Annotated in this window: 20 protein-coding genes; 13 read left to right on the top strand and 7 right to left on the bottom strand. The window is 41.1% G+C overall.

The window, feature by feature from the left end; all coding sequences use genetic code 11:
- Positions 1 to 111 precede the first annotated feature (111 nt).
- Complete coding sequence (locus K2F45_RS17520; protein WP_248931944.1) at positions 112 to 1,635, top strand: NAD(P)H-hydrate dehydratase; 1,524 nt, start codon at positions 112 to 114, stop codon at positions 1,633 to 1,635.
- Positions 1,616 to 2,032 (top strand): GNAT family N-acetyltransferase, encoded by a 417-nt coding sequence (locus tag K2F45_RS17515; RefSeq protein ID WP_248931943.1) that lies wholly within the window; start codon positions 1,616 to 1,618, stop codon positions 2,030 to 2,032. The genes K2F45_RS17520 and K2F45_RS17515 overlap by 20 nt, the downstream gene beginning before the upstream one ends.
- A gap of 64 nt (positions 2,033 to 2,096) precedes the next feature.
- Here the strand turns inward: K2F45_RS17515 and K2F45_RS17510 are convergent, their stop codons facing one another.
- On the bottom strand, positions 2,097 to 2,687 hold the full coding sequence (locus K2F45_RS17510) for a sugar O-acetyltransferase (protein ID WP_075993299.1): 591 nt from the start codon (positions 2,685 to 2,687) through the stop codon (positions 2,097 to 2,099).
- Positions 2,688 to 3,049: 362 nt separating this feature from the next.
- On the opposite strand from K2F45_RS17510, the gene K2F45_RS17505 reads away from it, so the two are divergent.
- A complete protein-coding gene (locus K2F45_RS17505) occupies positions 3,050 to 5,263 on the top strand; it encodes a glycosyltransferase family 4 protein (RefSeq protein ID WP_075993298.1) in 2,214 nt (737 codons plus the stop codon).
- On the opposite strand, the gene K2F45_RS17500 is transcribed toward K2F45_RS17505, so the two are convergent.
- Positions 5,235 to 6,719 (bottom strand): glycoside hydrolase family 130 protein, encoded by a 1,485-nt coding sequence (locus tag K2F45_RS17500; protein ID WP_075993297.1) that lies wholly within the window; start codon positions 6,717 to 6,719, stop codon positions 5,235 to 5,237. The genes K2F45_RS17505 and K2F45_RS17500 overlap by 29 nt on opposite strands.
- 128 nt (positions 6,720 to 6,847) lie before the next feature.
- On the opposite strand from K2F45_RS17500, the gene K2F45_RS17495 reads away from it, so the two are divergent.
- The 6 genes from K2F45_RS17495 to K2F45_RS17470 all read left to right on the top strand — a co-directional run bounded on the left by K2F45_RS17495 (position 6,848) and on the right by K2F45_RS17470 (position 14,031).
- On the top strand, positions 6,848 to 8,305 hold the full coding sequence (locus K2F45_RS17495; RefSeq protein WP_075993296.1) for an aminoacyl-histidine dipeptidase: 1,458 nt from the start codon (positions 6,848 to 6,850) through the stop codon (positions 8,303 to 8,305).
- A gap of 234 nt (positions 8,306 to 8,539) precedes the next feature.
- A complete protein-coding gene (locus tag K2F45_RS17490; RefSeq protein ID WP_075993295.1) occupies positions 8,540 to 9,868 on the top strand; it encodes a GntT/GntP/DsdX family permease in 1,329 nt (442 codons plus the stop codon).
- 30 nt (positions 9,869 to 9,898) lie between these two features.
- Positions 9,899 to 10,363 (top strand): RidA family protein, encoded by a 465-nt coding sequence (locus K2F45_RS17485; RefSeq protein ID WP_075993294.1) that lies wholly within the window; start codon positions 9,899 to 9,901, stop codon positions 10,361 to 10,363.
- 10 nt (positions 10,364 to 10,373) lie between these two features.
- Entirely contained in the window at positions 10,374 to 11,480 is a 1,107-nt protein-coding gene (locus tag K2F45_RS17480; protein WP_075993293.1) for a D-TA family PLP-dependent enzyme, read from the top strand.
- A 1-nt stretch (position 11,481) separates the two neighbouring features.
- Positions 11,482 to 12,576 (top strand): dipeptidase, encoded by a 1,095-nt coding sequence (locus K2F45_RS17475; RefSeq protein WP_237241722.1) that lies wholly within the window; start codon positions 11,482 to 11,484, stop codon positions 12,574 to 12,576.
- Between the two features lie 213 nt (positions 12,577 to 12,789).
- A complete protein-coding gene (locus K2F45_RS17470) occupies positions 12,790 to 14,031 on the top strand; it encodes an MFS transporter (protein WP_248931942.1) in 1,242 nt (413 codons plus the stop codon).
- 96 nt (positions 14,032 to 14,127) lie between these two features.
- On the opposite strand, the gene K2F45_RS17465 is transcribed toward K2F45_RS17470, so the two are convergent.
- Positions 14,128 to 14,472, bottom strand: coding sequence for a magnetosome magnetite crystal formation protein family (locus tag K2F45_RS17465; RefSeq protein ID WP_075993292.1), 345 nt, complete (start codon positions 14,470 to 14,472; stop codon positions 14,128 to 14,130).
- Between the two features lie 94 nt (positions 14,473 to 14,566).
- The gene (locus tag K2F45_RS17460; RefSeq protein ID WP_075993291.1) at positions 14,567 to 16,348 is read right to left on the bottom strand and encodes an ABC transporter ATP-binding protein; all 1,782 of its coding nucleotides are present in this window, start codon (positions 16,346 to 16,348) and stop codon (positions 14,567 to 14,569) included.
- Positions 16,349 to 16,529: 181 nt separating this feature from the next.
- Between K2F45_RS17460 and K2F45_RS17455 the strand changes: the two genes are divergently transcribed.
- Genes K2F45_RS17455 through yajC form a run of 4 tightly spaced genes read left to right on the top strand, consistent with a single transcriptional unit; the run spans position 16,530 to position 19,450 of the window.
- A complete protein-coding gene (locus K2F45_RS17455) occupies positions 16,530 to 17,609 on the top strand; it encodes a Glu/Leu/Phe/Val family dehydrogenase (protein ID WP_075993290.1) in 1,080 nt (359 codons plus the stop codon).
- Positions 17,610 to 17,669: 60 nt separating this feature from the next.
- Positions 17,670 to 18,617, top strand: coding sequence for a transcription antitermination factor NusB (gene nusB / locus K2F45_RS17450; protein ID WP_075993289.1), 948 nt, complete (start codon positions 17,670 to 17,672; stop codon positions 18,615 to 18,617).
- A gap of 27 nt (positions 18,618 to 18,644) precedes the next feature.
- A complete protein-coding gene (locus K2F45_RS17445; RefSeq protein ID WP_075993288.1) occupies positions 18,645 to 19,106 on the top strand; it encodes a DUF1573 domain-containing protein in 462 nt (153 codons plus the stop codon).
- Positions 19,107 to 19,132: 26 nt separating this feature from the next.
- A complete protein-coding gene (gene yajC, locus K2F45_RS17440) occupies positions 19,133 to 19,450 on the top strand; it encodes a preprotein translocase subunit YajC (protein WP_075993287.1) in 318 nt (105 codons plus the stop codon).
- A 216-nt stretch (positions 19,451 to 19,666) separates the two neighbouring features.
- On the opposite strand, the gene K2F45_RS17435 is transcribed toward yajC, so the two are convergent.
- The 3 genes from K2F45_RS17435 to K2F45_RS17430 all read right to left on the bottom strand — a co-directional run bounded on the left by K2F45_RS17435 (position 19,667) and on the right by K2F45_RS17430 (position 22,027).
- Positions 19,667 to 19,867: a hypothetical protein gene (locus tag K2F45_RS17435; RefSeq protein WP_075993286.1), complete on the bottom strand. Its 201-nt coding sequence runs from the start codon at positions 19,865 to 19,867 to the stop codon at positions 19,667 to 19,669.
- Positions 19,868 to 19,903: 36 nt separating this feature from the next.
- Complete coding sequence (locus K2F45_RS27515) at positions 19,904 to 20,185, bottom strand: DUF6266 family protein (protein ID WP_075993285.1); 282 nt, start codon at positions 20,183 to 20,185, stop codon at positions 19,904 to 19,906.
- Between the two features lie 609 nt (positions 20,186 to 20,794).
- Positions 20,795 to 22,027 carry an IS256 family transposase gene (locus K2F45_RS17430; protein WP_248931878.1) on the bottom strand — a complete coding sequence of 411 codons (1,233 nt, stop codon included), beginning with the start codon at positions 22,025 to 22,027 and terminating at the stop codon, positions 20,795 to 20,797.
- Positions 22,028 to 22,653 lie beyond the last annotated feature (626 nt).

Raw genomic sequence — 22,653 nt, 5'->3', positions numbered from 1 at the left:
TTCCTCTGTGGGATCCTACACGAGGATCACTATCACCAGCTCGCCAAAAAATGATACCGAAATTTTTAATTGACCTTGAGAATAGGTACTTTCAATAAAAATAGCAGCCACATGAAGATACTTTCCGCTCAGCAGATAAACAGGATTGATAGTGAAACCCTAAAGGATCAAAAAATCAGTAGCCTAGACCTGATGGAACGAGCTGCAACAGTTGTTTTTGAGGAAATTAAAAGGCTTCATCCCCGATTGGAGTACAGTACTTTTTTTATCTTCTGCGGTAAAGGAAACAACGGCGGCGATGGCTTGGTGTTGGCCCGTTTGTTGGACCAACAACAGGCCCAAGTCAAGGTCTATTTAGTCGATGTGGAGGATTACTCCGCTGATAATCTTGCCAATCAAAAGCGTTTACCCAATCATGTCATTCAAAAAGTTGCTGCGCAAGACCAGGTTGCTATCCCTTCCGATGCAATCGTACTGGACTGCTTGTTTGGTTATGGATTAAAGCGTGTATTGACAACTGATTGGAGCGGTATAATTTCCAGTATAAATGGATGTGGTGCAAGGATCTATTCCGTCGATATGCCTTCTGGACTACTGGCAGATAGAAAGACTGCTGCAGATGTTCCAATTGTAAAGGCAGATTTGGTTTATACCTTTCAGTTTCCAAAGCTGGCCTTGCTGCTGCCCGAAAACCAATGGTATGTAAAAGACTTCAAGGTATTGGATATCGATCTTAGCCAACGAGCAATTGAAGCGGCAGAAACCAATCTTTTTTATGTCGACGAGCCGCTTGTCAGGTCCTTTTATCGGCAACGGAGGAAATTTGATCATAAGGGAACATTTGGTCATACCCTGATTATTGGCGGAAGTAAAGGTAAAATGGGGGCTGTTCAGCTTGCGCTAAAAGCGGCTCTTCGAGCGGGCTGCGGTTTAGCTTCCGCTTATGTACCTGACGGTGGTAATACCATCTTACAGACCGCTGTGCCCGAAGCGATGGTGATAACAGATCCTGAGCAGGATTTTATTAGCCAATTCCCGGCAATCGATGGCTATCAGTCTGTGGGTATCGGAATAGGCATGGGAACAGCGCTGCATACAATTGATGCGCTAAAGGTATTTATAACCCGTATTAATGATACCCCTTTGGTATTAGATGCTGATGCTTTAAATATTCTTGCCCGCGAACCGAATCTTTGGGCTTTCGTTCCGGCGCACAGTATATTGACTCCCCATCCCAAAGAACTTAGCCGGATATTGGGTGCTTGGCAAGATGATTTCGAAAAGATGGAGAAAGTGAAAGTTTTTGCGCGTAAACATCAGTTTTACGTGTTAATAAAAGGAGCTAATAGTGCTATGGTTATGCCCGATGGAATGGTGTACTTCAATAGTACGGGCAATGTTGGGATGGCAACAGGAGGCAGTGGTGATATCCTGACGGGGATAATTACCTCCTTGCTTGGACAGGGCTATTCTTCCAAAGGGGCTTTAATTATGGGGGTATATATCCATGGGCGCGCGGCAGATATTGCGGTAAAGACCATCGGTACCTATTCCCTGTTACCGTCGGATACCATTAGTCATCTTTCCAATGCATTTATCGAATTAGATAAGGATTATGATGGATTGGTACATTGAACAAGTCTTTGCTGCCCGGACCTGGAAACTTCGAAAAGAGGTTTTCGCTTCGGAAGGAAAGTTGGCCGAGGTGATGTTGGAGGGCGATTTTGAAGCGACACATTTTGCGGCCTACGATGGAAACGACGTGGTAGGCGTGCTGAGCCTGATTAGTTTAGGTGATACTTATACAATCCATTTCCTCGCTGTTGCTCCACATGTAAGGCTGAAAGGTGTAGGTACAGCATTATTGAAGCATGCGCGACTATTTATCCATACTTTTGCTGGTAAATATCTTCTTGCAAATGTGACCGGCGATCAGCAACATTTTTGGACAAGTAATGGATTTGTTCTTCTAAAACAGCATGAAGACACCGTCACCTATTCACTATCTATAACAGATGATCCTATACATTAACTGTAAGTGGGATCCTTTTTCCCATAAATGTGACCCATGTTATCCCTTGTGACCTGTGTTATCCCTATAGATTTTCAGTGTAGGTGATCCGATCCGCTTCGGTAATGTTACGTATCACCCGGCAGGGATTACCTGCAGCTACGACATCCGCTGGTATATCTTTTGTGACGACCGATCCAGAACCAATGACCGAATTTTTTCCGATTCGCACGCCGGGGTTGACCACAACATGTCCACCGATCCATACATTATCTTCGATAACGATCGGCAAAGCAAATTCCCAACCTTGATTTCTTGCTTCAAAATGGAGGGGATGACCCGCTGTGAAGAGGCTTACATTAGGCCCAAATAATACATTCTCACCTATGGTAACCGGTGCGCCGTCTAAAATCGTACAGTTATAATTGCTGTAAAAGTTCTCACCGATCGTAATATTATATCCATAATCGCAACGAAAAGGAGGTTCGAGAAAGAATCGAGTTCCCGTCGCTTTAAACAGCTTTTGAATAATCTGTTTTCTGAATTTCAGTTGTTTAGGCTCTGAATCGTTAAATCGCTTCAGTTCTTCTTTTGCGTATTGTCTTTCCTTAAATAATTGCCCCTCCGAATCGATGTAAGGAAGGCCGGCAATCATTTTTTCCTTTGCTGATTTCATTCAATGGCCATTTTTCTGCAACAAACTTAGATAAATTGATGTTTAAATACAATAGCAATCTACGCGTTAAGACGTTAGGTTTTAGGTTCTCTTATTTCGCAGAATCAGTGAAACCCTTGTTTTTTGCTAAGCATAACCAAAGCATAGCCTGTTTCCATCAAATTACGCTGTTTCCATCAACTTGACAGCCTTGCCACACCAAGTTTTATAGCACCGTACGGATTTGTACAAGGTATCATTAAACCCTCTTCTGATTTAAATCATACAGTTGTGACAAACAATTTGGGTTCGAGAAGCATTTAGATAGTGGAGCACACGATGCTATTGCCTTTGTCCGGGCTATATTCAAAATTATTATTTCAATGAAGATTGCTTATATAAGTACCTACTTGCCCAAAGAATGTGGAATTGCCACTTTTACATCAGATTTGTTGCATGCTGTAGCACTGCATAATCAGGAGCTGACGCAACATGTGTTTGCGGTCGCGGATCGGGACTATGTTTATCCCAGTGAGGTCGTGTTTAGAATAGACCAACATCATCAATTGTCCTATATTGAAGCCGCAAATTATATTAATGAAAACGGCTACGATTGTGTGATACTGGAGCACGAATATGGCATATTTGGCGGAAACAGTGGAACATATATATTGTCCTTGATTAACGCGTTACATATTCCCTTGCTGGTAAATTTTCACACCATTCTTGAGAAGCCCAATGTTGATGAAAAGGCTATTCTTATTGAAATTGTTAAGCGAGCATCCATTGTGATCGTTATGAGCAATTATGCAATCACTTTACTCAAATCGATTTATCGGGTAAATACCTCTAAAGTGAGATTGATTCAGCACGGGGTTCCAGAGTTTACTTTGGATCATGAGCTTGCAAAACTTAAGAAGGGGCTTTCCGGAAAGAAAGTCTTATTGACCTTCGGTTTTTTGGGGCGAAACAAGGGAATTGAAATGGTGATCGAAGCTCTCCCCGAGGTCGTCAAGGATGAACCGGACCTGTTGTACCTCGTTGTTGGTAAAACGCATCCTAATGTATTGGCACATTCCGGTGAGGAGTACCGGGAATACCTGGGCAGTCTAGTCGAAGCTTATCAGTTGCAGGAACACGTACAATTTGTTAATTCCTTTGTGAGCCAGGCCGATCTTGTGGATTATCTAAGCGCCTGCGACGTTTATGTTACACCTTATGTTAATGAGGCACAGATTACAAGTGGAACATTATCTTACGCCATCGGTGCCGGAGCTGCGGTGGTGTCCACTCCTTATTGGCACGCCAAAGAATTGCTCGCTGATGGAAGGGGAGTGCTCGTCGAATTTAAAAATTCCAGCAAGATGGCCGAGGTGCTCAAAAATTTGTTTTCAAATTTGGACTATCGAACAACATTGCGGGACAATGCCAGCGCATTTGGGAAAGAGATGACCTGGAAAAATATAGGCCTCCGGTACACACGAATTTTAAATAAAATTATTCCTACCTACGATAGCCTCAAAGAAAATGTCGGATTTAACAGAGAGGAAATGCCCAAATTTAGCTGGAAGCATATCGACAGACTGACCAATCAGGTCGGTATCGTACAGCATGCAACTTATTCTCTACCGAACTACAAAGAGGGCTATTGTCTTGACGATAATGCAAGAGCGCTTTTAGTTACTTTATTGGCGCAGCAAGATTTTGCTGACAAAAGGCTTGATCGTCGCATCTCGACCTACTTGAGTTATATCTATTATCATCAGCGCGAAGATGGGCTTTTTCACAATTTTATGAATTTCCAACATAGTTTCCTCGATGAGGTCGGTTCGGAGGACTCCTTTGGACGGACCATGTGGGCATTGGGCGTACTTCTTCGGGAGACAAAATTGACAAGCTATTATCAATTGGGGCATGAACTGTTTTTTAGGGCCGTGCCAAATTTTGGCCAGTTGCGTTCCAACCGGGCGATAGCTTATACTGTACTGGGAATTGCGGAATATTTGCATCATCAATCCAATGACGAGGTGATGATAGAGTTGATGCGGGCACTTATCGGCAAGCTGGTACGGGAATACGAAGCAAGCTCAGATGAAAACTGGCAATGGTTTGAAGCGGTATTGAGTTATGATAACGCAATTTTGCCCTATGCGTTATTGACGGCCTATCCTTTTTTGAACGATGAAACAATAAAACAGTTGGGACTATCGACTTTAAAGTTTCTCGAAAGTATTACAGTCCAAAACGGTGCGCTCTCATTGGTCGGAAACCAAGAATGGGCCAAGCAAGGAAAGCATATCAGCAAGTTTGGTCAGCAGCCCCTTGATGTCACGGCAATGGTATTTATGTATCGTGAAGCTTTTCGACTGACGAATAAAAAGGTCTATTTTACCCGTATGATTGCTTCCTTTCGCTGGTTTTTGGGCGAGAATGATCTTCGGCTCGCTTTGTATGATGAAGAAACCAAAGGTTGCTGTGATGGCCTTGAATCCTATGGCATCAATAGAAACCAAGGGGCGGAGAGCACCCTTTGTTTCTATTTGGCTTATATCGTAGTTTACCGGGCTTTTATTGATAACGATCAGGATTCAAGATAGCGAGCAATAGATCTTCGAGCTTGATGGTCGCATAGGTTGATGCATAATCGGACATCGCATAAGGTAAGATAAGGTGTTCGTTGTGTACAATGGCTCCGCAGGAATAAATGACATTTGGTACATAGCCTTCTCGCTCTTCGTCATTGGGTGTCATCAATGGGCTATGTAGGCGCCCAATTTCCACATGCGGGTTATCCAAGTCCAAAAGAGCCGCGCCGAGGACATATTCACGCATTGGTCCAACGGCATGGGTTAAAATCAGCCAGCCGTATTGCGTTTCTATCGGCGAACCGCAATTACCGATCTGAACAAATTCATACGGATATTCTGGCTGTTGAATCCGGATTGCCGTTTCCTGCCATATATTGATATTATTGGAGTAGGCGATGTAGTTGTTCTCACCATCAATACGGCAGAGCATGGCATAACGTCCATTTATTTTACGTGGAAATAGTGCAGCCCCCTTGTTGGCAATTTCACCATAAATAGGTTTCACTTTAAAATGGTAAAAATCTTTTGTGGTGAGTAATTTCGGGAGGATGCTGAATCCATCGTAAGCGGTGTATGTTGCATAGTACGTGCTCTCACCTCTTTCGTTTTTGAACTGAACGAAACGCGCATCTTCAATTCCTCTTTTTTCGGTATCGGCAATCGGAAATATCACGCGTTCTGAAATGGAGGTATCCAGGGAGAAAGTCATTTCATAATGCGAGGAAGCGAGCCAGAGCGCCTGTTGTAGAAATGTCACATTTTCCAGGTTTTCGTCGCTATCGCGCCGTACTTCATCGATGTACCGTTTGAGTTCCTCGTAGGTAAATGTCTCCGTTAGCTTGGCTTCCAGTTTGGACTTAACTTCCGTTGGCTCGGCATGCAACTCATTCATCTTCTTTAAGAATGACTCCTTGTGATAACGGTGATTTTTGACTTGCATAGGTTTGTCCAATAGATTGCCGACGTAATCGATATGTATATTGTTGTCGACATCCAATGTGCCGGACCGAAAAACGATCGAAGAGACATGGCCTTCTCCTGTAGCCCTGAAACTCAAAATAACCCGTTTTTCACCTCGAAATAATTCTGTTTGATCCGGATGTTCTATAATGGAAGGATTAAACAATGCCGCCGATTCAATCGAATATTCCATCGTGAAATAGGAGCCGATCAGTAGCTTGTCAATTTGGCTCAGTTTCTCTTTTGGAAATGGAATCTTTTCCAATAAGTGGCTTATGCGGTCAAAATTACGTTCAAAGATATTAACAATGCTGCGATGTCTTTTCGTATAACTTCGTAAAACCTGTCCAAAAACTTCTTTCCGTTGCGCCTCGTTAAGGGATAAAATGCGTTTAATAACTTTTATCGTGCGATCATCGCCCAACGAAAAAAAACGTGCTAGCACTCTCTTTTTATCAGGTTTAAAATAAATATCCTTTCGTTCAACTTGTACTGGTCTATGCATATTAATTTGTTCATGTTTATACCCTGTATTAGAACGAACAGCGATTGGCTTTTGTTTTTATTCTAAACCAATAATCAACGGATATCTAATAAAAATGGAGTAACTTTGACCAAGGAAAAATTTTAGATATGATTGAAAATAGTTTAGAACCAAAAGCAATTTGGAAAAATTTCTCTGCATTGAATGCGGTCCCGAGAGCTTCTAAAAAAGAAGAGCGCGTGATCGCCTTTATGGTAGACTTTGGTAAATCCTTGGGTTTAGAAACAAACGTTGATGAGATTGGCAACGTGCTCATCAAAAAATCCGCTACTCCGGGAATGGAGGACCGTAAAACGATTGTATTACAGTCGCATTTGGATATGGTGCACCAAAAAAATAACGATACTGTTTTTGACTTCGATAATGAAGGTATTAAGATGTATGTTGATGGGGATTGGGTGAAAGCTGAGGGCACCACCTTGGGGGCTGATAATGGTCTTGGTGTTGCGACAATCATGTCGATTTTGGAATCATCCATTATTGAACACCCTGCTATTGAAGCCTTGTTTACCATTGATGAAGAGACAGGTATGACGGGAGCTTTAGGTTTAAAAGGCGGTGTGCTTTCGGGTGAAATCCTGTTGAATCTGGATACCGAAAACGATACTGAAATTGATATTGGTTGTGCTGGGGGCATTGATGTGACGGCAACGCAGTCCTACGTTGCAGAGCCTTGTCCCTTTGATACGTTATCTTTTGAAATTACCGTAAAAGGACTACATGGCGGGCATTCTGGTATGGACATTCATAAAGGTTTTGCCAATGCTAATAAAGTGATGAACCGTTTGCTCTTTGGCGCCAATGCACATTATGGATTGCGTATTGCTTCTTTGTTGGGCGGAAGTCTACGCAATGCCATTCCGAGAGAAAGTGTTGCAAAGGTGGTTATCGCGAAGGATAAAGCAACTGACTTTGTTCAGAATTTGACACAATTGGCTCAGGATATTAAATTGGAGTTTGCAACGACAGAACCGGCTATGGAAATTGTCGTAAAGCAAACTGATGCTGCTTATGCAACAGTAGTTCCAGTAAACGTGCAGGAAAACCTGATCAACAGTGTTTATGCGTCCTTAAATGGTGTGTATCGTGTGAGCGCCGATTTTGAAGACTTGGTAGAAACCTCCAATAATATTGCTAAAGTAGAAGTAGGCGGGGAAAAGGTTTCCATCAAATGTCTAACCAGATCTTCTGTTGAAACGTCTAAATTTGATTTAGCCCAATCTTTAAAAGCCGCATTTGAACTAGGTGGTTTTACTGTCAATTTTTCGGGCAATTATCCAGGATGGGCACCTAATCCGAATTCTGAAATTTTAGAAGTGCTCAAATCAATTTATACAAGACAACATGGTGAAGCTCCAGAAGTCGTCGCTTGCCATGCCGGGCTTGAGTGCGGTATCTTGGGAACAAACTATCCCGAAATGGATATGATTTCTTTTGGACCAACAATCTTGGGGGCACACTCGCCTGCAGAGCGTGTCTCCATTTCTTCGGTACAGAAGTTTTGGAGTTTTGTGCTCGAAATTCTCAAAGAGATCCCTAAAAAATAAATTTTCAACAAGGGCCTATTGCTGGTTTTTTTTGACGATAGGTCATGAAAGCAAAAAGAGATAGGTCACGGAAACAGAAAGGTATGGTGTAAGCCATACCTTTTTTATTTTCATTAATTTTTCATTTTTCTTGCAAAAAATGAAAAATTACCTTACTTTCAGGATGAAAAAATGATTTAATAGACCAAATTTTATACAAGCTCTCAAATTGAGGGAAAACCTAATAGTGATATAATGACTATACTCCTCATTGTAATCAGCATTTGTTTGCTTATCCTTTGCATAACTTATTTTAAGATCAATGCCTTTCTCGCTTTTTTAGTTGTTTCCCTACTCAGCGGACTTTGTTTGGGTATTCCACCGGCACAGTTGGTGGGTACAGTTGAAAAAGGTGTTGCAGGCGTCATGGGAAGCCTAACTTTAATCATTGTTCTGGGCGCAATGTTGGGGAAAATTGTTGCTGAAAGTGGGGCCGCTGAGATAATTGCTGAGCAAATGGTCCGCCTGATGGGAGAGCGATACCTGCAGTGGGGGCTTATGTTGACGGGTTTTATCGTTGGAATACCGCTATTTTATGGAATCGGATTTGTCTTATTAGTCCCCTTGATATTTTCGATTTCCTACCGCTATAAGTTGCCGACAGTATATATTGGATTACCGATGCTGGCAGCCCTGTCTGTCACACATGGCTTTATTCCGCCGCATCCTTCCCCGGTTGCATTAGTTGCCCTGTTTCACGCTGATATGGGACTAACACTTATCTATGGTCTTTTGATCGCCATACCCGCTATTATATTGGGTGGGCCAATTTTTGGAAGAAGCCTCAAAAATATACGGGCAAGTCAGGAATCAATTTTCCGCGAGAAAGATCACTCGGAATCAGCGCAGTATCTGCGCCCCACAGTGGCCGTGAGTTTGGTTGTAGCCTTGCTGCCGGTATTGCTCATTGTCTTATTTACATTGCTTCCTTATTGCTATCATACAAGCAATATAGCGCTGCAGCAGGGAGTTAAGTTTATCGGCAACCCCACCGTTGTTATGGTTATTGCGGTCAGTGTAGCAACCTATTTATTGGGATTGAAATTGGGGCGATCGATGACCAATGTGATGAAAATCTATGAATCTGCAGTGAAAGATATTGCCATGATCCTACTGATTATTGCTGGCTCGGGAATCTTTAAACAGGTGATGGAGGATAGTGGTGTGAGTCTATTATTGGCCAATACCCTGCAGCAGCTGTCGATTTCACCTCTACTATTGGCTTGGTTAATTACAGCTGTTATCAGAGGTTGTGTCGGCTCGGCCACAGTAGCCGCTTTAACGGCCGCTGGTGTGCTGCTACCGATTGTTACAGGGGGAAAAGTGGATCCCAACCTTATGGTGTTGGCGATAGGAGCCGGCAGTTTGATGTTTTCCCATGTTAATGATACCGGATTTTGGCTATTTAAAGAGTACTTTGGACTTAGCATAAAGGATACCTTATTTTCCTGGTCCATCATGGAGGCGATTGTTTCCATTGTTGGGCTGCTTGCAGTTTTACTATTGCAATTAATTTTATATTAGCTTTTATTTTAAACTTTAAAATCGTTAAAGATGTACAACGCAGATGAACAATTCGAAAAATTAGGTTTGACATTACCACCAGCACCGGCACCTAAAGGTGTCTATAAACCATACGTCATTGACGGCAAGTACCTGTATCTTTCTGGGCATGGTCCTGTACAAGATGATGCTGCATTAATTATCGGTCGAATTGGAAGTGATATCAGTCCTGAAGAAGGCAAACTTGCGGCGAGACAAGTTGGTCTAACCATGTTGTCGACCATTAAAACCAACTTGGGCTCATTAAACAAAATCAAGCGTGTGATCAAGGTATTGGGCATGGTCAACTGTACCTCGGATTTTCTTTATCATCCAGGCGTAATTAACGGCTGTAGTGAGCTATTCGCTGCGGTTTGGGGAGAAGAGAATGGTATTGGAACACGTAGTGCAGTTGGATTTGGTTCTTTGCCCGATAATATTCCCGTAGAAATCGAAGCATTATTTGAGTTATACTAATCGGAATTGTATGGAAACTTGGTGCCATATACATGATGTCGATCAGGTCGATTCGCCAGCCTTGCTGGTCTATCCTGATCGCATTATCAAGAACATAGACCGCGCTTTACATATTGTGCATGGGCGGGCTGATCGATTGCGGCCGCATATCAAAACGAACAAGTGTCGGGAAGTATGCCAACTGATGATGGATAGGGGGATTACAAAGTTTAAGTGTGCAACCATTGCAGAAGCTGAACTATTGGGTGTTATCGGTGCAAAAGATGTTTTGCTGGCATACCAGCCCGTAGGGCCAAAGATAGATCGTTTTTTGAATCTTGTAACCGCCTTTCCGGAGACACATTTTGCCTGTCTTGTGGATCATGTCGATGCAGCACAGGAGATTTCAAAGCGTAGTCTGTCGAAAAGCTTACGCAGCGCTGTTTATCTCGATGTTAATATTGGCATGGGCCGTACAGGAGTATCTTTAGAAGGGATTGAGCGTCTCGTTATGGATATCCATCTTTTGGAAGGTATTCAGTTGGTAGGTGTGCATGGTTATGACGGTCATATTCATGACAAAGATTATAAACTTCGCGAAAAGCAATCCCAACATTCGTATAGTATACTCGAAACCGCCTATCTTATGGCGCAGGGGTCTACTTCTAAACCTTTGACTAAAGTTATTGGCGGTTCGCCAAGTTTCCCTTTTCATGCCGAACGCAGCGATGTAGAATGCAGTCCCGGAACGTTTGTGTTTTGGGATTTCGGCTATGCCGAAAATTACGCAGAACAAGATTTTATGCTTGCGGCGGTACTTTTGACGCGTGTCGTTTCTATCGTTGATCACAAGCACCTTTGTTTGGATCTGGGGTATAAATCAGTTGCATGTGAATCGCCGCAACCCCGCGTCAAGTTTTTTGATCCGCGTATTGGCGAAATAAAAATGCAGAGTGAAGAACATTTGGTGGTTGAAGTTTCCAATACTGCACAATTTAATATCGGCGATGCCCTTTATGCCATGCCAAGGCACATCTGCCCAACAGTAGCTTGTTATGGCGAACTTCAAGTTGTCAATGAACGGCAGGCAGATCAAATTTGGACTGTTTATGCGCGAAATAAAAAAATAAATTATTGATATGTACGAATTTGAAATGCCATTTTTGGTCGATGCACATTTGGATTTGAGTATGAATGCCATGGAATGGAATCGGGATCTTCGATTGCCGATTACCGAACTGAACCGTAGGGAAAAGGGGATGGATGACAAGCCCGATCGTGCTAAGGCAACAGTCACTTTTGACGAATTGCGTCGTGGTCATATTGGTTTGGTTGTTGCTACACAAATCGCCCGTTTCGTAAAACCCGATAGCCCATTACCAGGCTGGTACTCACCGGAACAGGCATGGGCGCAAACACAAGGACAGCTTGCATGGTATAAAGCAATGGAAGCCGATGGCCAAATGAAAATGATCTGTACAAAAACTGATCTGGACCAACATTTGGCGCTTTGGTCGGATGGTGGCGATCATGCCGATAGGCCAATCGGGTATCTGCTGAGTCTGGAAGGTGCCGATTCCATTGTGGATATCAGCTATCTCGAAACAGCCTATAACTATGGTTTAAGAGCGATTGGGCCAGCACATTACGGGCCAGGTCGATATGCCAACGGAACAGATTCATCCGGCAAGCTTAATGAGCAGGGAATAAGGTTGTTGCAGGAAATGGAGCGATTGGGGATGATATTGGACGCGACACACCTAAATGATGATGCTTTTTGGGATGCTGTACAACGTTATCAGGGGGCGATTTGGGCCAGTCACAATAATTGCCGCAAATTTGTGGACCATAATAGGCAGTTCAGTGATGAAATGATTAAGACACTTGTGGAGAAAAAAGCGGTGATCGGTGTAGCGCTCGATGCTTGGATGATGGTACCGAATTGGGTCCGCGGTGTATCCGACCCTAAAACAAGCAATTGCTCCATGGATATCATGGCCAACAATATTGATCATATTTGTCAATTGGCAGGAAATGTCGATCATGTTGGCGTGGGGAGCGATTTAGACGGAGCATTTGGCCGTGAGCAGTGTCCTTATGATCTGGAAACGATTGCTGATATCCAAAAAGTATTTGGTATCCTGTCAAAAAGAGGGTATGATAACACGGATCTTGAAAAGATTGCCAGCAAGAACTGGCTTAATTTTATGCGAAATGCATTGCCCGAATCATAAGAATAAAATAGAGCTCTATTTGAGCTTGTATAGAGCAATGACAACTGAAGACAATAGCCTGTTTAAGCGATAGTCACTCGAGGACAACGAGCGCGTTATTTCAGCAATCGTATCGCTCGCTGTCGTTGTGTGTATCAATAACATAAGGCGTCTACGTGGTCATTGAAACCGATGAAATAAATCAAAACAAACACCTCCAACACGAATTAATCGATGAAACCAGTATTACGCGTCCAATTGTCCCTGATGATGTTTTTAGAATATTTTATCAAAGGGGCCTGGTTTGTTACTTTGGGAACATACCTTATTAAATCGCTCAATGCCTCGGGTATGGAGGTCGCGAATATTTTTGCAACACAATCCCTTGGTGCTGTATTTGCTCCTTTTTTTGTGGGTTTTGTCGCCGACAGGTATTTTAATGCCGAGCGGGTACTTTCAGCATTACATCTCATTGGAGCTGCACTACTTTACGGGATGTCGCAGGCACCCGATGCGACACATTTTTATCCCTATGTATTTGTCTATTTTATGGCTTACATGTCTTCGCTATCCTTATCCAATGGGATCGCATTCCGGCATATTGAAGACGCGAAGAAATATTTTCCGGGGGTACGCGTGTGGGGAACGATCGGTTGGATCTGTTCGGGACTCGTGATCAGTTATTTGTTCCGTTGGGATGCTCCCGAATCGATACAGGCAGGTGCCTTGCATAATACCTTTATTATGGGCGCGGTTTGTTCGTTGTTACTGGCATTCTTTAGTTTGGCCCTGCCAAAAACTCCACCTCAGGTGAAACTCAGGGATGAAAAGTTTGATTTTGGAAAGGCAATCGGTTTGGATGCATTGAAGCTTTTAAAACAGCGGAGTTTTCTGATTTTTTTTGTAACAGCAATTGTCATCTGTATTCCCATTTCGTTCTATTATCAAAATGCGAACCCATTTTTGGTCAACGCCGGAATACCGAACCCCACAGCAAAAATGGCGTTGGGGCAATTTTCCGAAGCCATCTGCCTGCTGTTGATTCCATTTTTCTTTAGACGCTTAGGGTATAAAAAGATGATTTTACTGGGCATTGCGGCCTGGGCACTCCGTTATTTGTTTTTTGCTTACGGCGACGGACAGGAACGGTCATTCTTATTGCTATTTGGAATTTTATTGCATGGCATCTGCTATGATTTTATGTTCGTAGTGGGTCAGATCTATACCGATCGAATTGCTGGTGAAAAATACAAGGCTTCTGCACAGGGTTTTATTACCATTGCGATGTATGGTGTAGGGATGCTGATCGGATTTTGGGTTGCCGGTGCTGTTTCAGATTATCTAAAAACAGCTTATGCTGCTCAATTTTGGGAATATCTTTGGTTTATTCCTGCAAGTATTTCTGGTTTTTGTCTTGTGCTATTTGCCCTGTTTTTTAAAGAAGAGAAAGCGGTGCCCGATATGAAAGCTAGCTAAAGATGCGCTATGTTCAATTAAAGGCAGAACGTTCATAAAAAACGATAACATGGAGCATCTTTGATGGGAAGGTGCTCCATGTCTTGAAAATGTCGATTAGATCATATTGAACCATTCCTGGTATTTTTCACCGATGAAGGGGAGTGGTTTCCGCTCTCCGGAAAATGCGGACATTAATCCTAGTATAAGAGCAATAAGTAGGAGCAATCCAACAATACTAATGGCGATTCCGCCAATACCCGGAACAAAACGTAACAGTCCCAAAGCCATTCCTGTTACTGAAATGCCTATACTTTGTCGGATATGGAATTGCGCTAAAGCAGTCTTTTCCTTGTTGTTCATAATGATGGCAGCAACAAGGCCGATGATGGTTAAGTAAGAAATAATAGCAATTGTTTTTCCGTCACTTGACGTAGCCTTCTGAATAGGGGTTCTCTCCATGATCCTTTATTGTAAAATGTTTGACTTAAATATTTAAGACAAATTTAGGAGAGATATCCCTTCTATCCTTTAGCTGAATTCAGGGATATTTTAATTATCCTTCGACACTTTCCAGTAATTGCTTTTCATGGAGTTCAAAATATTCACCTCTTTTCTCCATCAATTCAGCATGTGTACCCTGTTCTACAATTTCGCCTTGATCCATCACCAATATATGGTCTGCATTCTTGATCGTCGAGATGCGATGGGCAATAAAAATACAGGTCTTGCCTTTCATGATGCGGCTTAGCGAACGGAGAATTGTTTCTTCTGTTTTTGTATCCACGGCGGAAAGACAGTCATCAAAAATCAATACTTTGGGTTCCTTAATTAAAGCGCGTGCGATGGATACCCGTTGTTTTTGTCCACCGGAGAGGGTGATACCACGTTCCCCAACGGCAGTTTCAAATCCATCTTCAAAAGCTATAATATTGTCGTATACAGCGGCATCTTTGGCGGCCTGTTCCACTTGTTCCTGTGTAAAGTGGTCTAAACCAAAGCCTATATTATTGGCAATGGTATCTGAAAATAGGAAAACATCTTGTGGGACAAATCCAACTTGTTGGCGCAAGCTTTTGAAATCAAGGTTTTTAATTTCAAGACTATCATAATGAATACTTCCTTTGTCGATATCATACATCCGAAGGAGTAAGTTGGCCAGCGTAGATTTTCCGGATCCTGTTTTTCCGATAATAGCAAGTGTTTTGCCAACCGGAATTTGGAACGATATATTTTTAATCGCCTGAATACCTGTTTCTGGATAGGTAAAGGAGATCCCATCAACCCTGATTTCACCCGCTAGTTCTTGGGTAGCTGTTCCGTTAACAATTGGAGATTCAGTATGGAGAAATTCGTTGATGCGTTTTTGTGAGGCTGCAGCACGTTGTACCAATGATGTAACCCAAGCCAAAGACATGGCAGGGAAAGTCAACTGGTTGACATAGATGATAAACTCAGCAATATTTCCGGCAGTGACTGTTCCTTTGGCAACTTCAATTCCACCAATATAAATGGTGATTACCGTACTGAGCCCAATCAGCAATAGAATAAGCGGAAAGAAAACAGCCTGTACTTTGACGAGATCAAGAGCCGTATTGCGGTAAATGGTACTTTCCTTCTCAAATTCCTGCATTTTATTTTGTTCTCTGGTATAGGTCTTGATGACGCGTATACCTGCAAAAGTTTCCTGCACGAAAGAAGAAAGGTTCGCCAGCTGTTTCTGTATTTTTAAGCTACGCTTGTTAATAATCCTATTGACAAATAAAATAATAACCGATAGGACCGGTATTGGCGCCAATGCATAAGTAGCCAATCGTCCATTGACGCTATACATCGCATAGATGACCATGATCGATAAAACTACCGTATTGATCGCATACATGATGGCGGGGCCTAAGTAGTTACGTACCTGATTGACATCTTCGGTGGCTCGGCTCATGAGATCTCCGGTATTGTTCTTCCGAAAGAAACCGAAGTTTAAATCTTGGTAGTGATTATAGATCTCATTTTTGAGGTCGTATTCAATATAACGCGAGGTTAAAATAATCGTCTGACGCATAAAGAATAAAAATATGCCCCGCAAGAGCGACAGTAGGAGGACGACGAAACCAAAAAACAGGAGGCTGGTGCCAAATACCTTGTAGATGAGTTCCTGTCTGTCGAAACCATCAAATAGACGGTATAGATAGATGTTTTCCTGTACCAAATCAAATGCTTCGCGAATTACCTTTGCAGGCAATACCCCGAAATAGTTGGAGATGATAACAAAAATAACCCCTGGAACCAGTTTCCAGCGGTATTTATAAAAGTACTTATTTAAGTAGGCGAGATCCTTCATATTACGAATACAAAAGTAGGACTAATTCATCAAAATGCTTTACGATTTGAGTGAATTTACTGTCATTCGGAAATCAAATGTTAAGTCTTGGATAAAAAAAGTTGTTATGCACAACGAATAATTTTCCTACTTTTGCATCAAGTACCTTAAAAAATTAAAACAAATTAGAGTAGTACATTTTATGTCAACATCTCAAAATTCTATTTTTGAATTGATGAGCCAGTCTGGCCATCAAAACTTATTTTTCTGTAATGATGAATTGGTGGGCTTGAAAGCTATCGTTGCGATCCATGATACAACCTTAGGGCCAGCGATAGGAGGGGTTCGTATGTTACCTTACGAAAGTACAGAAGAAGCTATTGAGGATGCTTTACGTTTATCCAAGGCCATTACGTATAAATCAGCCATCACTGGATTGAATTTAGGCGGTGGTAGTGCTGTTATTATTGGGAATAGCCGTTTGGACAAATCTGAGGTTTTATTGCGCCGTTTGGGCCAGTTTATTGAAGGATTGAATGGAAATTTCATTGCTTCCTTGGATGTAGGTACCACACAACGCGATTTAGAACATATTTATACCGAAACTGACCATGTTGCTGGTTTACCAAAAGCAATTCATGGCAGTGGCGTTGGTGATCCTTCGATTTTCGCTGCTCAAGGTGTTTATTTCGGTATAAAAGCCTGCTTAAAGGAATTATACGGATCGGAAAATGTTGCTGGTAAAAAAGTAATTGTACATGGAGTAGGCGGTGTTGGTGAGCGTTTAATTGCGATGTTGCGTGAAGAGAATGCGCGTGTATATGTAAGCGATATTACGGAAGAAAAAATGCTAAAAGTAGCGGCTAAGTACAAAGCTGAACCAATACCTTACGGTGAAGTATTCGATCACGAATTTGATGTATATTCTCCCTGTGCATTAGGCGGTACCGTAAATCCAGAATCCGCGCAGAAAATGCAATGCAAAATTATTGCTGGTTCTGCCAATAATCAATTGAAAGATGAACTTGTTACAAGTTCTATCCTTCATGAAAGAGGTATATTATACGCTCCTGACTATTTGATCAACGCTGGTGCATTAATCGGCTGTTATTCAGAAATTCAAAGTTATGGCGTAGATCACACTGAATTTGTGATCAAAAATATTTATAATGCGACTAGAGACGTGTTAAAAAAATCAAAAGAAGAGAATATCTCTACTTTTGAAGCGGCCAATCGCATCGCGGAGAAGCGTATCCAAGATATTAAAAAAATCAAGAGATAGTCTTCATCCCAAAATCGTTCTTATTTATTATTTTATAAAAAATCGTTCTTTAAAATTACTATGTTAAACAGGAGACACCTGAGGGTAAAAGTAGTGCAAACGCTTTATGCGTACAGTCTTTCGGAAGATAAAGACATCAAAACATTTGAGAAAGCACTATTAAAAAATGTGGATGAAGTTTATGAGATGTATATGTGGACACTGAATCTTTTAGATGAAGTATCTGATTATGTCTTAATAGATGCAGAGGGTAGGGCCAATAAGTTTTTACCAACTGAAAAAGACTTGTCTTTAACGACCAAGTTAAGTACAAACACTTTTATTGAGTCATTGAGACAAAATCCACAATATGGAGAAGGTGTCAAAAAGTATAAGATTTCCTGGAGCTTTGATCCGGAGATCGTACGTACTGTATTTTTGCAGTTAAAGGATTCTGAAGCTTATTTGGAGTACTTGCAACAAGAAGATCGTTCGATCGGTACGGAAAAAGATATCATCAAGCATATCTTTAAAAAGATCATCTTGAAATCGCCGGTTATAGAGCAGGTTTTTGAAGAAAAATTCATCAACTGGCCGGTAGATAAAGAAGTATTGCAAGCTTTGATTGCGAAGACTTTTAAGAATTTTAGTTCTGAAGATCCACGTAAAAATAAACTTGCAGAGATTACGCAAAACTGGAATGATGATAGCGACTATGTCATTGCATTGTTGGGTAAAACTATCCGCAATACAAATGAGTATCAAAAACTTATCTCTGATAAAACGAAGAATTGGGAATCAGATCGTATTGCCTTAATGGATACATTATTGATGCGTATGGCTATATGTGAATTGGTTAATTTTCCATCTATTCCAGTGAAAGTGACAATAAATGAGTATATTGAAATTTCTAAGGTATTCAGTACATTGAAAAGTAATACATTTATCAATGGTATCTTGGATAAAATACTGAACGATCTGAACCAACAAGGAAGAATTCAGAAGGCAGGTCGTGGTTTAAGAGATTAAAACCAAACGCATAAATAATTTATACGAATGAAAAACTTTGGCAAATATTCGGTTTTAGCTTTGTCGGCAGTACTTTTATTTTCTTGTGGAAATGCACAAAAAGGAAAAGAAGAGGGAACCAAGACAGCGACTGAAACAGCAGCTGCGGATAGCCTTTCTAAGGCAGCAGCACAATTGGGAAAAGTAGAATTTGAAGAGGCTGCATTTGATTTCGGTCAGGTGAAAGAAGGCGCACAGGTAAAACATACCTTTGTGTTGAAAAATTCGGGTGATGCACCTGTTATTATCTCGAAAGTGACTGCTTCATGTGGTTGTACACAACCTGAGTTTTCGAAAAGCCCTATTTTGCCAGGTGGAAAATCTGAGATCCATGTAACTTTCAATAGTGAAGGACAGGTTGGTAAACAGCAGAAAATCATTACGATTCAATCGAATGCTTCCAATGGCTTAACAACGGTGCAGCTCAAAGGCGAAGTATTAGCAAAATAACACATTATTAAACGATATAATAGAAGATGAACACAGTATTATTACAAGCAGCGGGAGGCAATTTGATGAGTTTTTTACCAATGGTTTTGATTATCGTGGTATTTTATTTCTTTATGATCAGACCGCAGATGAAGAAGCAAAAAGATCACAAAAAATATATTGAAGAACTTGGTGTGAACTCTAAAGTTGTTACTACAGCTGGTATTCATGGCCGTATTGTAGAAGTATCAGAAACTACTTTCTTAGTCGATGTAGGTTCGGGTGTAAAAATCCGTTTTGATAAATCAGCAATTGCTTTAGATGCTTCTAAAGCTGCTAACAATACGGAGAAGAGCGCTTCTTAAGCTTTTTCCTGAAAGAAATCAAAGCCAGTTTTCGTAGAAAACTGGCTTTTTTATGTACTGGTCAAACCTTTATCTTACCTAAGTGCATACTGTCTGTATTACCTCCTCCATAGCGCTCTACAAAAAAGATATACACTTCATAGGTCACTTGCTTTTTATGTTTCGGTATATCAATATTTTGTCTACAAGCTATTAAGCTATTTTTCGCCTCATTCGTCAAAAATGGATATTCAGCCCCATTATCCGCTGCATTATATCCGCTGCATTATATAGGAATAAGAACGAATCATAAGTTCCCATGTCAAATTTCTGCTCCAGATAGGCGTTATATTCCCAAGTAACCAGAAGTACTTGGTTTTCTTGATCGAAATCCATCGTGTAGGAAGTGATGGGATTAGGGCTTCCTTTGGCAATCATAAATTTTTGCCAGTCCACTACAAAACCGTTCTCTTCCTAAATAAGCGCATGGTTCAAATTATAAGAAATTGCGACATCATAGGCCCGTTTCGGATAACTGTATGCCTTGTAACCCATATTGATGATTGGGTTTAACACGCTCATATGCGACCTCGTAGTTTTGAAGCGTGTTCTACTCAGCAGTTGTTCAGGTGTGGGCTCTCGTTTTCTAACGCGAGGGAGAGAGCGTACATAATTTCCTGTTTTAGTCGACACAAATACAACAGAGCCTGCTTTCCCGGAAACAGTCCCATTAACGCCATTTTTGATAATTGCCATAATTTATTGGTTATCTTATACATAATTAAGATAAGCATTAAAAAGAAGATATGCTAATATCAGGTAATCCATAATCACAATTTTTAGTCTATGTTTAGACAGTAATCAGTCATTGTTTATTCAGTCTGCACTGAACGATCACTGAACAATCACTGAACAATCACTGAACAATCACTGTAAAAAATCCTAGTTTGGTTACCAGCTGATATTCTTTTGTTGCAGCTAAAAAATTAAAAGAGAAAATAGGGATGGGGCTACATTATGTAAAAAAAAGTATATCGCAAGAAATGCTAACTTCCCCCAAAGGAGAAGATGAAACATGAATTATATAATTTGAGTCTGGTTTAAGCAGCAAGAAATAGATGATGTTGCTGCTGTTCAAACTGAAGATTTAAACGTATTTTTTCGGAAAACAGATATAAGTGCGCGAAGAGATCCTGCCTTTATGATGGATTTATATTAGGTGTAAATGTTTCATCGATCTTCTGAGGATTGGTAAGTACATACTATAGCGGTTAACAAATGTTGTGCTGGTAGTGTAAATTGAACTGTGTCACATCACTCCTTTTAGGGTTCGTTCTCGGAGGCTGAAAGCCTCGAGAGCGAACCCTAAAAGGAGTTGCCGAAGGCTTTAATCCTGTCCCCAAATTTAATATGTAATTGTTGCATTGTCAATCCCCAATTCCGAATAGGCATGGTCCATTTTTTTGATATATCCTTGATGGTCAGGTAAACTAGCTTTAATAGAGCCTGATCGGATGTAAATGCTCCCTTGGTTTTTGTAATTTTTCTGACCTGCCGGTGCATCGCCTCGATGGCATTTGTCGTATAGATAGCTCTGCGGATATCGGGCGAATACTCAAAGTAAGTAGAGAGGTTCCCCCAATTATCCAGCCATCCTTTTACAGATAAGGGATATTTCTTGCCCCATTTCTCATCAAACTCCAATAGTTTTTCGTAGCCCTGATCCTGACTATTTGCTTGATAGATAGGCTTTAAATCTGCAACAACGGCTTTTTTATCTTTTTCCGGAACATACCGCAGACTTGAGCGTATCTGGTGAACTATGCAAAGCTGTACCTGGGTTTTCGGATAAACAGCTTCGATAGCATCGGGAAAACCCTTTAATCCGTCGACGCACGCAACCAGAATATCTTCTACGCCGCGCTGCTTCAGATCGGTCAGTACCGAAAGCCAGAACTTGGCCCCTTCATTTTCCGAAAGATAAATGCCGATCAGGTCTTTACGACCATCCCTGTTTACCCCAAGTATATTGTACACCGCACGGGTCTGGACACTGCCATTGTCTTTAACTTTATAATGCATACAATCCAGAAAAACAAAGGGATATACCGATTCAAGCGGACGGTTTCGCCATTCGTTCAGGGCAGGGATAACCTTGTCGGTAATATTGGAGATCTCCGTAGCAGATATATCCATGGCGTACATCTCCTTAACATAACCCGAGATATCCCGCGTACTCATGCCCCTGGCATACATCGCTATAACGTTGCCTTCCAGTTCGTCAGTGATAATCAACTGTCGTTTAGGAACTATTTTTGGCTCGAATGTACCGTTTCGGTCCCGGCCGCTCTCCAGTTCAAAATGTCCTGATTGAAGGCTCCTGACCGTTTTTTTCGTCTTCCCATTTTTACGGTTGATCTCTCCGGAAGCTCTATTCTCCTGTAGGTGGTGGTCCAGCTCTCCCTCCAACATGCTTTCCAGAAGGTGTTTCAGCATCGGAGCAAAAACTCCGTCTGTACCGCCCATTTTCTTGCCATCATAAAGGCCTTTCATTGCTTCCTCTTTGAAGCTTTCGAAGTCAAAATTGTCTTTACTCATATTCTGTGTCTAAATATAGAAATTCTTTATTTGACACAGTTCAGTTTACACCCTCGTTGTGCTGGTCGACGTTTTGAGAAATCGTAGCTTTCAGTAAAACATTTGTTGGTCAGGATGATTTTTGGTGTAGTATTATTACTTTACTATAATAATAGATTTTACTTCTTTTGAGATTAGTGTTTTAATTGAATCAGATTTGTTAATTAGTTTAAAATTCAGTTTCTCATTTTTAGCGAGTGTATCTATCAAATTGAAATTATTTAAACTGTAAAAATTATTATTGTAGAGTATCAAAGTTTTATTGTTTTTGTGTTTGTATAAGCTATTGAGAATATATTGAGATTCTTTTTTATTCTCTAACATAGCCATATCATTTTTCTGTTGACTATATAATCTGCTAAAGAACAGTAAACAAAATAATATTGAAAGATAGATTAGTTTGAACTTTTTCATAATTTATTAAATTTAATTTTTCGGAACCTTTGCAAAAGCCTCATTTGGGCCAGGGCAAATATTTAAAAGACTTTGTGTTGTATAATCTGCGGGGAAAAATAGTTCTACTCCTTCTTCATTACGAATTAATGTCCCCCAAACAAAGCATCTTCCGTTCCAGCCATACAAACCTG

This window comes from Sphingobacterium siyangense, assembly GCF_023277505.1.
Lineage (GTDB): Bacteria > Bacteroidota > Bacteroidia > Sphingobacteriales > Sphingobacteriaceae > Sphingobacterium > Sphingobacterium siyangense.
The sequence above is the reverse complement of the archived record's forward strand: the minus strand, read 5'-3'. Positions and strand labels throughout refer to the sequence as shown.